The sequence below is a fragment of the Sheuella amnicola genome, assembly GCF_010499255.1.
GTDB classification, from domain to species: Bacteria; Pseudomonadota; Gammaproteobacteria; order Burkholderiales; family Burkholderiaceae_B; genus Zwartia; species Zwartia amnicola.
The window spans coordinates 258,767-272,025 of the sequence record NZ_JAAGRN010000003.1 but is presented as its reverse complement, the minus strand read 5'-3'; the positions used below and the strand labels follow the sequence as shown (position 1 = coordinate 272,025).

Here is a 13,259-nt window from a genome sequence, read left to right as displayed (position 1 = left end):
GGGACGATTCTATTGCGCGTTTAAGGAAAAATACTGCTATGTTTTCGTTTATGACCAAATCGTAATGTTCCGAATTTTGATTGATTTTAATTTTTGAAAATATTTTTTACCAAGGATCTGAAAAATCTTTGCTGGTCAAAAAAGCACGATCGGTCAACGAATTCAGAAACGCAATCAGGTCTTGCACCTCCTGCTCGTCAACCTCGAATCCCACAAGGAATTCGCTACGCAAAGGATTAGCCTTGCCTTTAGCGCCGGCTCGACCCGCATTGGCGTAATGACCACGAATGACTTGCTCAAGTGTCTTGATTGAACCATCGTGCATATAAGGGGCAGTGACTTCAACGTTTCTCAAGCCTGGAGTGCGAAATTTTCCCTTGTCGGCTTTGTCCGTTGTGATCTCAATGATGCCAGGGTTCTTGACCGGATAGGAGCCTTTTCCATCGATGTTGTAAAGCCCCGTATTGTGAAATCCTAGTTCTGGAAATGGTAGTCTCTCGTGCTTGACGTTGTCGGTCAAGTTTAGTCCACCATGGCAGTGGTAACACTCCATTTTTTCGCCAAAAAACAGTGCTTCACCGCGTTTTGCTGATTCGCTGATTGCCTCCGGTTGGTTGCCGTATTTATAGTGATCGTAAGGAGAGTTAAAGGACAGTAATGTGCGCTCGAAAGAGGCTAAAGCCTTGGTGAGCGTGGAAAGTGAGTAAAGGGACTCTGCGCCTTGGTTGGCTTCATTGGGAAATGCTTTTTTAAATAATTCAGCGTAACGGGCATCCTGGCTGAACATTTTGAAGATATCCTGTTCTCGACCGGTCAGACCCATTTCTACTGGATGTTCGCCAAACAAGGGAATCAGCGCTTGTAACTCCAATGTATCGAGTAATGGATTCATCCAGGTCAACACAGGCAAGTAGGCCACGTTGACTAATGACATGGCGCTGCGGCTACCAGGCTGGCCAGTCACGCCTGGCGACATTGCTCGGCCATCCGTGAAAGCGTGACTCTGAAGGTGACATGTCGCACAAGCCATCGATCCATTAGCGGATAAACGCTTGTCATAAAAAAGATGGCGTCCTAGCTCCACCTTTTCCCGAGTCATGGGATTGTCTGCCGGTACGATTGGACGAGGTACCCAATCCGGCAAATCCCACTTGTATTTCGCCGAAGAATTTTCTTCTGCCATACTCAATCCACTGACGAGCCACAACAGGCTCGCCAGCAGACAACCGATCATTTGCTGGCGTCCCATTTCACTTCACTTTAAAAAGTTGCTGCGGATTTGCCTTGTGTTCCATGTATGGCAATCCTAACGCCTGCATGACCGGCACACAGTCCGCATCACCTAAAAAGCTCATGCATCCAGGTGAGGTTCCTGCTGTGTTGGTGTCTACATCCGATCCGGCCAGGATAGGTGCGATGTCGGCAATAACTACATTTTTGCTGACATCAAAAGGAGTTAATTCGACACTAACCCTGTTGGGATTTTGACAAGAAGTGGCGGCGGTTGTCTTGGATGCAGACGCACAGCCCGTGCTACCCAAGTGAACCGAGAATCCCGAGGCATTACCGCCACCATGTTGCCCGGGTGGGGCTGAAGTGGTTTTCTGTCCGGAGGTTGTGGTGTCGAATTTAAGGAACTTGTATCCGCCTTGCCAGTTCCAGAACATGGCTGTGCTGCTTAGGGGGGCAGGTGCGGTGGTGGGATCACCGTGGTTACGGGCGAAAGGTACGCCCAAAGTGAAGCGTATGCCTTCATATTGGCCAGACGTAATACGACCTCGTACAGTCTTGTTCAGTGCTGGCGTTCCATTGCGGCAAGGTCCCTGAGCGTTCTCAAAGTCGAGAAGGGCAATGTCCTCCAGTTGCCAGACTTTATCCTGCTGAAGATCAACTTTCACAGCCTGGCCTTGGCGATTGATCAGACGTATATCGCTCACGTACATGCGAAAATCACTCGGCGTGATGACTGAGCGGGTTGTGCCGATGTCCGGGTAGCTTTTGCCACATTCAAAAGGTTGTCCATTCACGTTTGCCGCAAATTGAATGATGACTTCCTGAGTTTGTGCAAAAACAGGGATGACAAGGGTTGTCGTTGCAATCAATGTCGTGCGTAGACTACGTTTGATAAGTTTTTTGACGAGAGTCATATAGAACTCCTTGGATTAATGTTTGTGTATTGATGAGTTGTTTCTGGGGGCCTGAATCCAAACCATGACTTCTTTTTCGCCAGACTTTTCAAAGTTCAGCAAAAGGGGAAATCGGTCGCCAAGCTTCACAGGTCGGATGAGTTCGGTGAGTAGTACCTGATAGCCGTAGGGTGCATCGTGACGCATCGCTACTTGTCCTTTGGCTGGAATTTCCAGGCTATGGATAGGTACCCAGGTGATTTCGTGGTCTTCCGAGTGAGTCTCTGTTCTGATAGTGGCTTGAGAAGCCACCGGTGTTCTTACGGACTTCAGACGATCAGACTGACCACCTTCATTTTTGAAAGCACGAAAATAAACTTCCAGCCTGGTGGTTGGTTCCGATTTGATCAGGGCATAGGGATGATCCATGCGCAGTTCCCCCAGCTTGTAGTCGTGTGCCCGGACTAAACCGGGTACAAGCAAAGCAAAGGCAACCAAGCGCATGCACCACCTCAAGTGTGTAGGTGCAAGCATGTTTTCCTCGAATAAGAATTGAAAAAATCAGTTCAATTCAGATTGAGAAGGGGGAGCGCGCGCGAGGGAGGGGGGCCAGGAAAAACGCCGATCTGGCGAAGCGATGTCCAGGCTGTGAGTAACCGATTTGCCTGGAATAAAGAAATCATGAGGGTGCTCAACTGCCGGTATTCCGATGGCATGCAAGGTGGAAAAGCACCAAGCACACTCTGATTGCACCCGATGCACATCAACCGGTTGGCCGTCCGAGTTATCCAGGTCCAGCTTGACGTACTGAATTCCAGTTGATGTACAAACAGCAAGATATTGCCCATCTTGCCCGGATGACTTCGCCAACGCGTGACTAACAGTTGGCGAAAAAACGCCAAACAAGATCGCAAGCGTGGCGATCCATGCAGTCAATCTACGCAGGTTGGAGTGTTGAGTAGTCACGACTGCATTTTAGATGAGATTTTTAAATTGAATGGCAATTGGCTAAGAATTTTTGAATTTTGATGCGAATGCATGATGCATGGAAATTGTCATGTGTATTTTTCGAGTGATAACTTTTGTTAAGTGATTATCTTTTTTATCAATTTAGGGTTCTACCCATGACCTCGACAATTGCCAAGGTATGCATCAATAAATCGTATCTCTCAGAGGCCAATTATTAGCAAAAAAATACTTAACTGCGCGCATTGTCATAAAAAAATAATTAGCATTTTTGATAAAAATATGGCGTACTATCGATTGGCGTACATCTTTGATTATTTACCTAGCCCCACCGCCATCGGAAGGTATGTGATTAATAAAATGTTGGGAGTGTTGGATTGATAAGTTCAATAGAAAAAATACAAATAAAAGAAGCTTCTGACGGTCGATGGCAAGTTGTTCTGAATAATCGAATTTACTCAGTATCTGAATTTATCAACCACATATCAAACAATTCATTTCGGCTGAGTGAAACAAACCATCGTGAGTTAAGTACATTAGAAAAAAAAGCCATGTTCACTTTTGTAAATGGTGGTGAATATACCGTTTACAACAAACTCCTAATGCATAGAGAATTTCATCAGTTCAATAGCCGCATACTTAAAAAGACGCTTGTGCGGATTGCGGCAATGCAATCCGGGATAAATAAATTACCCGACTACAGTGGTGAAGTGTATCGGGTGGCTTCATGCCGCAATGGTTCCACCTCAATCTACAACGGAATCGGAGATGGAGGATTAAACGTAAATACAATTACAACGACTAATACATTTGTTGGTGCATGCCGTTTTGCATTTGTCGTCGTTGAGCATGCCCCAATTGTTATTTGGACTGTCATCAAAACACGTCATGCAAAGGTGCAACCTGATAGCCTTGAAGAGGTCACTTTTCCCTTGGGATCATCGATTGAGTTCACGAATATCAAACAATTGAATCCTAAGAAAATAATTGCGCATATTGACTCTGACGCTGAATTGAAATGGATTCAAATTGGTTCAAACTATCGTCCGTTTATCGGATTAAATCTCAATTACGAGGGTCAGAAATTACCGGATTTTTATTTTCTTTCCGCTCCTCAGCAACTTAGGCGATTCGCATTAGCACCTATTACCCGGTTTTTTGAGCACTCTATCTACAAGTCGCATGCCGAGAAAGAGCTTGAGCATATCAAGCGTATTCCAGCGGAAAAGCGATTTGAAGAAATGTGGACCAGTAGATTGGACTCCACCGGCAAGCCCGGCAACTTACCGGAAATTATTTATTTAGCTGATGCCGAGGAAAAACCTAAATCAAACCTATATTCGAATAGAAAAGTGGTAACTTTACCGAACATGGAAGAGAATTCGGTCATTGTTCAACAATAAAATATTGGATTCGAGTTTTGGAAATTCTTTACTATTGCGGGTTATTTTTTCTTCTCGGATTGATTATTGGTGAATTCGCGTTACCAATAAAATCAATTATGTTTCGAATTCGAGAGCCCAAGTTTTACACGCACAGGGATTTAGCAATTAAAAGACCAAGTCCTTTTATTGAAAATCTTGAAAGTGGTTATATCAATGAGTCAGAGCGTGCTTTTGTCATTCGAGATAAAAAGCCTCGCGCTCCCATTCATTTTCTCGTTATTCCAAAAGTAAGAATAATCTCCATATTAGATGCGCCGCAGGACTTGATAGCTGAAATGATCCAGTTGGCAAAGGAAACGGCTGCGCAGCACGGGATTGCCGACTCGGGTTTTCGTTTGGTGATCAATACAAATCCTCAAGGGCTGCAAACGGTATATCACCTCCATATCCATCTTCTTGGCGGCAGGCAGTTAAAAGCCCCATTCTGGTGATATAGGCTGATCGCGCATCATGAGTCAAAAAATTTCCACGATCTTGTTTGATGCAGATGGTGTTCTGCAATATCCCGGAGTTGATTACAAACAGGCATTCAGTAAATTGCTTGGCCCTCGAATGCATGAGGCGGATCAGTTTTTTCTTGATATTTTTTTTGCCGAGCGATCGTCATTAGCCGGTGGATCTGATTTCCAAAATGATCTCATTGATTTACTCAAACGTTGGAATCTCTCGCAAGATGCGGACCAAGTATTAAAGATATCAACGCAAATAAAACCAAACGAATCTATCCTCGCAATGATAGGTGCATTGCGATCAGCCGGAATCCAGTGTTGTCTTGCCAGCAATCAGCAAGCATATCGAGCGCGATTCATGTCTGAAACCTTAGGATATTCAAAGTGTTTCGACAGGGAGTTCTATTCTTGCGACATCGGCTTTGTTAAGCCTGATGAAAGATATTTCCAATCGATCATCACCAAATTGGGGGTGTCCCCAAGCAGCATCTTGTTTATTGATGATCAGGAATCCAGTGTGATGGCAGCACGGGTGACAGGGTTGAATGCCGCGGTATTCACCGCATCGCATGAAGCAGGTCAAGATGCATTAAGCATTATTCTTTCGCAGTTCGGTATTGGGGCATAGATCACTACAGATCACTTAGATCAGAACTGAAACCGTATACCTGCGTTGATCACACCCAGCGTCTGTCCGCTACGGGCTTCACCTGACAATCCAGCATACGCATAAACATTATCCGCAATCTTCGCAGTGCCATACAAACCGGCCTGAACAAATGTTGCTCCTGCGTTAGGTGTGGTGATGTTGGTGCCCATACCTGCCAGGGAAGCATTCAGTGTCGGATTCAGTACTCCAGATGAGTCAGCACCAACACCTACATAAGCACGGTAGGTAAATTGCTCAGTCATCGGATTATTCGCTTTCGAGCCCGCTGCGATTCCCAACATACCGCGTACACCATTACCAGTAAAACCCTTGACGCTAATTGCCGATGCAGTTTCACCTTCATTAACACCTGCCTGCGAAATAATTTGCCATGTCACACGGGCGAACGGTGTGATGCGGATGTTATTGACGTCGAAAGGGCGGCTTAACCCAAGGCTAATCATTGCGTCATTGCCCGTCACGGACTTGTTTCTATAGCCGTTGCTAAGTCCCGTCACATCACTACGTGAGATGTCGCTTGAGTTCAAGCCGATGCTTGCCATTCCATCAACAACAAACTCTTGTACGGGCATCTTGCCGTAGGCAAAGATTGATCCCTGCTGAATCGTGGCTGATCCATACGTTGGGCTCAGATTGGTATTGGAAAGCGCTAAACCGCCACCAATAGTGGCCCCGCTCTCGGTTTGAAAATCTGATCCGAAAACCAGTTGATACAGATTGCTGTTCCATCCGCCCGAGTATTCATCGCTTGAGCGATTGGCCTTCTGGTATGCCATATCACCCCAGATGTTACCGTTATTAAACGACTTGGCTTCTGCGTTTGGGTTGGTACTGACTGCGGCGGTAGCCACACCACCCGACATTGTGGCCTGCGTGTTGGCCATCAGATCGGTGTTGCCTGTGGAATTAGTCATTGAGCTGGGCAAACCGATGCCCATCGTGTCGCCCAGGCGATTCAATACCGATTGCTGAACACGTTGCGTGATTTGTGCGATGGTCGCCACTGCCGCTGCATACACTTCACCTGCTAAACCTTGAGCGTAGGATGAGAGTGTTGATGCGCTCTGGCCTGACGTCGCATACAACAACTGGTCTTGTGCTGCGGTAGAAGTTCCAGCTTGTGATGCCACCACCATCTTGTCTAACGCACCACCTACCGACTGTGCGTTTTTATTACCTGATAAGGTCCCAATCGTTGTGTTGTAAGAAGTCGGTATCAATGCCAAATCAATGCTGTTGCTACCATTCATGTTGTAGAACGTCAGGAACTGCGTTCCAGCGGTGAGCTCTGCGGGCTGTGTCACGGTTGCGAACTTGCCCGAGATACCACCATCGGCTGTGACGATACGGAAGCGGTCACCCAGTACAGGAGTGTAAGGCGTGCTGCCGTATCCTGACTCTGACTCGTTGAACAAGTTTGAAAGTGCGGGCTTTAAGGTTGCGCCTGAATTGATAATGAACTGACCGCCCGTGACGTTCATAAATGAGTAGTAGCCTGTGGCACCCACGGGGGAAACCTGACTGGCTTGAATAGTACCTGCAATATCCTGCTGATACGTTGAGCCTGAGTTCATTGTGACGCTTGCGTTCGCGGCGAGGTAGCCCGGCGAATTACCGGGTTTAATCAAACCAGCTACTGTGATGGGGCCAGCAATGCTGCCCGTACCCACCAGCTGTGCGCCAGGTGCCACATACACATCACCCGAACCTAAAGTGCCACCAAGTAATGAAAGCGTGCCAGACTCCACTGCCGTGCCACCAGTATAAGTATTGGAACCTGACAGTACGGTCATACCTGAACCATTGAAGGTCAATCTACCTGAGCCAGACAATGTACCTAAAAGCTGTGCGGCTCCAGTTGTTGGCGCTGAAATCGTTCCACCTGCACTGAGAATGGACAGTGCCTGACTTGAGCGTTCGCCCTTTGTCAAAACGATCGTGCCACCTGCCAGCACAGGATTTGCTGTCACGCCAATGCTATTTAATCCAAAGCTTGTGCCACTGGTAATGTTTGTTGTTGTCGGCGTGGTTGTGTTGCTGCTTGAGCCATCGCTAGATCCACCGCCACCGCCGTTACTATTCAAACTTACAACCAAGTTCCAATTATTCAAGCTCGGATTCACAAGCACCCAACTGTAGGCACCGTACGTACCCGACGTGTTCCGCAGATTACTTGCGACAAGTCCTGTCAGCACGGAGGTGTAAGTGCCTACAGTCAACGTCGAGGCCGGAATGCCCGTCACACCACCCGAGTAAATGCCAAAGGTCATCGCACCGGTTGCACTGTCTCCCTGCAATCGTCCAAACTGCGACGTGGAATTCACGATGACGTTGTAATTTGTCGGCAGGCGACCCGTGTAAACAATCGGACCAATTGCATTGCCACGACCTTGCAGGTTGTTGATCGTAGTGATGGTTCCCACGTTGCTAAGTCCGTAGTTACTCCCGTCGATCGTTCCGGTATTGTTTAAAGTACCGATAGTGCCTTGGTTCAGTAGGCCCACATCGGCAGATTTTATCGTGCCGCTGTTGTTGATGGTTGTGATTGTTCCTGAATAAATCCACAAACCATTAACATCGCCCAACTTTAGGCCGATTGTTCCGGAGTTATACAGCTCACTCAACGTGACATGGCTTCCAATGTAAACACCATACCTGCCGATGATTGTTCCTGAGTTGTTAATTTTTGTGATGTTCACCGACGCATTGGTGGAGTCCGGATCAAATGCCATTCCGACGGTGAACGATCCAGATGTTCGCCCATTAATATTGCCCGAGTTGGAAAATGTGCCTAACGTGATTGATCCAGTCGTGGGCGCGCTAACTGTATAGGCTGTTCCATCGCCGGTGATCGTCTTAGCGTTCGTGTCGACATTTCCACTTGACCAAACAAAGGACGTGCAGTCTGCGATGATAGTACTGGTTGAGCCAGACACAGATACATACGTCGGTGATGTACAAGGAGCAGCGTGGGCAGATAAAAATAAAAACTGCAGAGATATCGCTACAAACCAAAATATTTTGAAAAAAATTTTCATTGATCTAGGGTTACGTCAAAAATTTATTTCAGTGGGATTATGGACGTACGTAAAATTTTTATATAAAAAATTTCTACTAGAACAACTTAATATCACCACTCATCCTAGCAACTCGTTGCTGCTGTTAGCGGCAAGTGTGATAGGACAACTTACTTGTGCTGGCGATTGTGTCGAATAGATCAAGGTACCAATGATCGCAGCGAATAAAACGATATGTTTTTAATTTTTTTCATTTTGCGAACTTTAATAACAATGACACTTTTACTAGATTAATGCAGGATAATTTAACCATTAAATATATGACAAAAGGCGTATACCCAATAAATCTACAGGGCTTTTATTCTGATTTCAATACACAAAATAAAAATGATTTGCAATTTGGTGATTAGTTTGCCTGCTAAAAATCTTCACCCTAATTTCTATAAATAATTAAGCGTCCCGAAACAAGGCGCTCGCACCATTATCAGCTGTCGTTTAACACGACACCTTTAACACAAGCCACCCTTAGCCCGCCTACACCTACTCTGTAGCATCCCGATGTTCATTTCCCCACTCAAGGGCTTGGCGTAGAACCTGTCAATCATTGAGTTAGTCGTGCACGTAAATGTCCTTTCGAAAGGACATAACCGAACACAAACCGTCATTCAAAACAATACAATCAAGCCAACCGCTCAGCCGCCATAGTTGCCGATAGCTTGGAGTAATGACGTTCAATCATCAGCACAGAGTTACCCATTTGCCTAGCCAGTGTATGAATGTCTCTTGAGTTCTTCAGCAGTTCCAGTGTGGCGTAAGTATGTCTGAGTGAATACGGCGTTCTCACCTGACCACTCGCATCCCGCAGTAATTCGACATCCCTCAATAATCGCTTAAATGCACCATCCAATCGTGCTGGTTGATGTAGGTCGCTAGTACGAAATGCCAACTCGGAGCAATTGCTGGTCAATAACTGCTCAAAGTCCATCTCAGCAATATCACTTTGCATCGCGTGTAATCGCTGTAAAACTCCAACAGCAGCGTGTTTGGCAATTAGTCATCGCCCACCAGTTTCACTTAGTCGATTCCAAGCACTCGCGAAATTCATCAATGTGGATGCTCTTGGCTTCTTTGCCATTTGCCTGTCACGCCACAGTTCAAAGTCTAAGATGTCCTGATGAGTCAGCTGTTCAAATTGCCTGTCGCCAAAGTAGGGCAGGAAGTAACGCTCAATACAACTGACATAACTAGTAGCGATTCAGCTGCTCAATTACTCGAAAAAGCAAAACTCTAAACTAGTTGTCATTCGAGCAAAATCCAGTGCAAGTAATACCGTAGGTACCATCAAACTAAATTCGGGGAGTGGGGGTAAGCCAATTGCATGTCGAAAAAACAGCAAGGGATGGGGGGCATTAAAAAGTCAATTGGGTGTACGTTGCTTCAAGACAAGACCTCACATCAATACTGTCAGACAGTACTTACGTGCGTTATGTGTGATTTAACGACTGCAGAAGTGGTGGGATACTAGCTGACTAAACTTGTATCTCTATATTTCATGAGCCTCTTGGCGAGGTGCATGGCGGAGAGGGTGGGATTCGAACCCACGGTGGATTTGCACCCACGCCTGATTTCGAGTCAGGTACATTCGACCACTCTGCCACCTCTCCGCAGCCAGATTTCTGGTCAAGTCCGACATTCTAGCAGAAAGTCGCATATTGGAAAGTCACGTAATCCCGCTAAACTCTATGGGTGCCTTTTTCTGAGACTGCTCTCATGCTTTTTTTGCTTTCGCCTGCCAAAAAACTGGATTACGACTCGGTTTTACCCGTTCAAACGCATACACAGCCGCTTTTTGTGAAACAAGCCGCTCAATTAATTAAGGTGCTTAAAGAATTGTCGCCACAAGAGGTTGGCGAATTAATGGATTTGAGCCCGGCACTGTCAAAGTTAAATGCCGAGCGTTATGCAGCCTGGAGACCAACATTCACTCAAGAAAACGCCCGTCAGGCCATTCTGGCATTTAATGGCGATGTATATGAAGGGTTGGACGCAAGCTCTTTGAAAGAGAAGGATTTGCTCTGGGCTCAGGAGCATATCGCGATTTTGAGCGGTTTATATGGTGTTTTGCGTCCCTTGGATCTGATGCAGCCATATCGCCTGGAGATGGGAACGCGATTGGAAAATCCTCGCGGCAAGAATCTCTATGAGTTTTGGCTAGAGACAACGGCGCCATATCTTAATGAACGACTTGCTGACGACAAGGCGCCGACGATCATTAATCTGGCATCTGAAGAATATTTCAAATCGGTTGACCTCAAAGTCTTGAATGCAAGAGTGGTGCAGTGTGTGTTTCAGGATGGAAAAAACGATGCCTGGAAGGTGGTCAGTTTTCATGCTAAACGGGCGCGTGGCTTAATGGCGCGTTTTGCCATAGAGACTAGGGTAACCAAGGTTGAGCAACTTAAGAAGTTCGATAGTGAAGGTTACGTGTACACACCATCTGTATCGTCAGACGACAAATTGGTATTTCGCCGTGCCGCTTAACCGATCTGAACTATCTATATGAAAAAATCGTTTCGTATCCCCCCTTATCCATGCATTGCAATGGTGCTTCAGGGGGGTGGAGCCCTGGGATCGTATCAGGCAGGTGTGTTCGAGTGCATGCATGAAGCCAATATTCACCCGAATTGGGTGACCGGAATCTCAATAGGTTCGCTGAACTGCGCTATCATCGCAGGTAATGCACCCGAAAAACGCGTCGAAAAACTTAGGGCATTCTGGGAAACGATTTGTCAGCCGCCGTCGATTGCGCAAAATACGGTCGATAACTTTGTGAATATGTTTGGGCCCTATGCGCATGTTGTACGCGACATGACACAAGCAAGCGCAGAGCGTTTTTTTGGCTCATTTGCCGCAACGCAAACCATTATGCAGGGACAAAACGGATTTTTTGTTCCGAGACCTATGGCACCGGGTGCCGGGTCTCCCGGTACGATCAGTTTTTACGACACCTCACCTTTGATTAGTACGCTTGAACGATTCGCGGATTTCGATCGAATCAATAGCGGTGAAATGCGGGTCTCAATCGGAGCAACCAATGTTCGGTCCGGCAATTTCGTATATTTTGATAATTCGGATATGAAGTTGTGCCCTGAACATATTCTTGCGTCAGGAGCATTGCCTCCCGGATTTCCAGCGATCGAAATTGATGGCGAGTTTTATTGGGATGGCGGTTGCGTATCGAATACTCCGCTTGAGTACATCATCAACGATAAGCCGCGCAAGGATACGTTGGTTTTTCAGGTTGATTTGTGGAGCGCTGTAGGCAAGCTGCCCACGGATATTTTTGAAGTGTTGGAGCGTGAAAAAGATATACGTTACTCAAGCCGTACGCGTGGTGTGACCAACAATATCCAAGAGATGCAGCGATTGCGTCAAACGGTTTGGGATGTCATTGAGCGCATTCCGGAAGCGGTCCGTAAAACCGATCCCTGGTTTGATCAAGTCGAAAAAGCGATGTACGGAGCGCGGTACAACTGCATCCATTTGATTTATAAAAACAAGCCAACTGCGGGGCATTACAAGGATTTCGAGTTTAGTCACGAAACCATGCGTCATCATTGGACGACCGGCTATCAAGATTTGAGCAGAACACTCGATAATCCGAAATGTCTTGATATGCCGCCGCCAGGCGAGAACTTTGTCACATATGACGTGCACCGTCATCAATAGACGGTGCATGCGTCAAGTGGATTAATGCATCGACCATCCGTGGCTGACGGTGATGGACTGGCCTGTTAATGCATTTGTTTCAAAGCCCGCCAGAAATGCGACCGTGTTTGCAACGTCTGCCGTCGTGGTGAATTCGCCGTCGACAGTATCTTTAAGCATGATGTTTTTGATTACATCGGCTTCGCTGATATTGAAAGCTTTCGCTTGTTCCGGAATCTGCTTTTCAACCAAAGGGGTGCGCACAAAGCCGGGACACACCACGTTGGCGCGTACCCGACGAGGACCGCCTTCTTTGGCGACAACACGTGCCAGGCCTAGAAGAGCATGCTTAGCGGCGACATATGCTGATTTGAGCTTTGATGCTTCATGCGAGTGAACTGATCCCATGTAAATGATCGCACCGCCTCTGCCGCTGTCGTACATGTGTTTAATAGCGGCTTTGGTGGTCAAGAAGGATCCATCCAAGTGGATGGCGATAATTTTCTTCCAGTCTTCGTAGGGAAAGTCCTCGATCGGGTGCACGATCTGAATTCCCGCATTTGAAACCAGAACATCAATGCTACCGAACTTGTCTACGGCAGCCTGCACTCCGGCCGTTACGGCGGCCTCATTCGTGACATCCATCACCACACTGATTGCCCGGCCGCCGGCTTGAACGATCTCTTTAACAACTACCTCAGCCGCTTCCTTGTTGAGGTCGGCAATGACGAGTGCGGCACCTTGGCGGGCCATTGTGATGGCGCATTCGCGACCGATACCGCTTGCGGCTCCTGTAACCAGTGCGACCTTATCCTTTAACGACATGACCAGCTCCTACTCTAAAGGTAAAAAGATTGTGCAATTCAAAAAGTTTAACT

The 13,259-nt window shown here is 46.8% G+C and carries 13 protein-coding genes and 1 tRNA gene; 6 read left to right on the top strand and 8 right to left on the bottom strand.

The genetic code is table 11. From position 1 onward, the window contains the following. Window positions 1–106: 106 nt before the first annotated feature. From G3I67_RS06085 to G3I67_RS06070, 4 genes are read right to left on the bottom strand one after another with little or no spacing between them, the layout of a single operon-like run. Entirely contained in the window at window positions 107–1,249 is a 1,143-nt protein-coding gene (locus G3I67_RS06085; RefSeq protein WP_163652599.1) for a methanobactin export MATE transporter MbnM, read from the bottom strand. Window position 1,250: 1 nt separating this feature from the next. Beyond that, window positions 1,251–2,147, bottom strand: coding sequence for an MbnP family copper-binding protein (locus tag G3I67_RS06080; protein ID WP_163652597.1), 897 nt, complete (start codon window positions 2,145–2,147; stop codon window positions 1,251–1,253). A gap of 15 nt (window positions 2,148–2,162) precedes the next feature. After that, window positions 2,163–2,660 carry a copper chaperone PCu(A)C gene (locus G3I67_RS06075; RefSeq protein WP_163652595.1) on the bottom strand — a complete coding sequence of 166 codons (498 nt, stop codon included), beginning with the start codon at window positions 2,658–2,660 and terminating at the stop codon, window positions 2,163–2,165. A gap of 27 nt (window positions 2,661–2,687) precedes the next feature. Continuing rightward, window positions 2,688–3,092, bottom strand: a complete 405-nt coding sequence (locus G3I67_RS06070; protein ID WP_163652592.1) for a DUF2946 domain-containing protein — start codon at window positions 3,090–3,092, stop codon at window positions 2,688–2,690. 551 nt (window positions 3,093–3,643) lie between these two features. Here G3I67_RS06070 and G3I67_RS06065 point away from each other — a divergent pair. Genes G3I67_RS06065 through G3I67_RS06055 form a run of 3 tightly spaced genes read left to right on the top strand, consistent with a single transcriptional unit; the run spans window position 3,644 to window position 5,614 of the window. Beyond that, entirely contained in the window at window positions 3,644–4,495 is an 852-nt protein-coding gene (locus G3I67_RS06065; protein ID WP_163652591.1) for a hypothetical protein, read from the top strand. A gap of 17 nt (window positions 4,496–4,512) precedes the next feature. After that, the gene (locus G3I67_RS06060; protein WP_235931722.1) at window positions 4,513–4,968 is read left to right on the top strand and encodes an HIT domain-containing protein; all 456 of its coding nucleotides are present in this window, start codon (window positions 4,513–4,515) and stop codon (window positions 4,966–4,968) included. A gap of 19 nt (window positions 4,969–4,987) precedes the next feature. Then, window positions 4,988–5,614 (top strand): HAD family hydrolase, encoded by a 627-nt coding sequence (locus tag G3I67_RS06055; RefSeq protein WP_163652589.1) that lies wholly within the window; start codon window positions 4,988–4,990, stop codon window positions 5,612–5,614. Window positions 5,615–5,634: 20 nt separating this feature from the next. Here the strand turns inward: G3I67_RS06055 and G3I67_RS06050 are convergent, their stop codons facing one another. Next, the gene (locus tag G3I67_RS06050) at window positions 5,635–8,388 is read right to left on the bottom strand and encodes an autotransporter outer membrane beta-barrel domain-containing protein (protein ID WP_163652587.1); all 2,754 of its coding nucleotides are present in this window, start codon (window positions 8,386–8,388) and stop codon (window positions 5,635–5,637) included. Window positions 8,389–8,566: 178 nt separating this feature from the next. Here G3I67_RS06050 and G3I67_RS06045 point away from each other — a divergent pair, with 178 nt between their 5' ends. Continuing rightward, entirely contained in the window at window positions 8,567–8,872 is a 306-nt protein-coding gene (locus G3I67_RS06045) for a hypothetical protein (RefSeq protein ID WP_163652579.1), read from the top strand. A gap of 480 nt (window positions 8,873–9,352) precedes the next feature. Here G3I67_RS06045 and G3I67_RS14920 read toward each other — a convergent pair whose 3' ends face one another. Both G3I67_RS14920 and G3I67_RS06035 read right to left on the bottom strand, forming a co-directional pair. Continuing rightward, entirely contained in the window at window positions 9,353–9,640 is a 288-nt protein-coding gene (locus G3I67_RS14920; RefSeq protein ID WP_203583558.1) for a site-specific integrase, read from the bottom strand. A gap of 607 nt (window positions 9,641–10,247) precedes the next feature. Then, window positions 10,248–10,337 (bottom strand) — tRNA-Ser (locus tag G3I67_RS06035). A gap of 106 nt (window positions 10,338–10,443) precedes the next feature. On the opposite strand from G3I67_RS06035, the gene yaaA reads away from it, so the two are divergent. Both yaaA and G3I67_RS06025 read left to right on the top strand, forming a co-directional pair. Further along, on the top strand, window positions 10,444–11,214 hold the full coding sequence (gene yaaA, locus G3I67_RS06030) for a peroxide stress protein YaaA (protein ID WP_163652577.1): 771 nt from the start codon (window positions 10,444–10,446) through the stop codon (window positions 11,212–11,214). 18 nt (window positions 11,215–11,232) lie between these two features. Beyond that, window positions 11,233–12,402, top strand: a complete 1,170-nt coding sequence (locus tag G3I67_RS06025; RefSeq protein ID WP_163652574.1) for a DUF3734 domain-containing protein — start codon at window positions 11,233–11,235, stop codon at window positions 12,400–12,402. A gap of 21 nt (window positions 12,403–12,423) precedes the next feature. Here the strand turns inward: G3I67_RS06025 and G3I67_RS06020 are convergent, their stop codons facing one another. Further along, window positions 12,424–13,206: a 3-hydroxybutyrate dehydrogenase gene (locus G3I67_RS06020; RefSeq protein WP_163652572.1), complete on the bottom strand. Its 783-nt coding sequence runs from the start codon at window positions 13,204–13,206 to the stop codon at window positions 12,424–12,426. Window positions 13,207–13,259 lie beyond the last annotated feature (53 nt).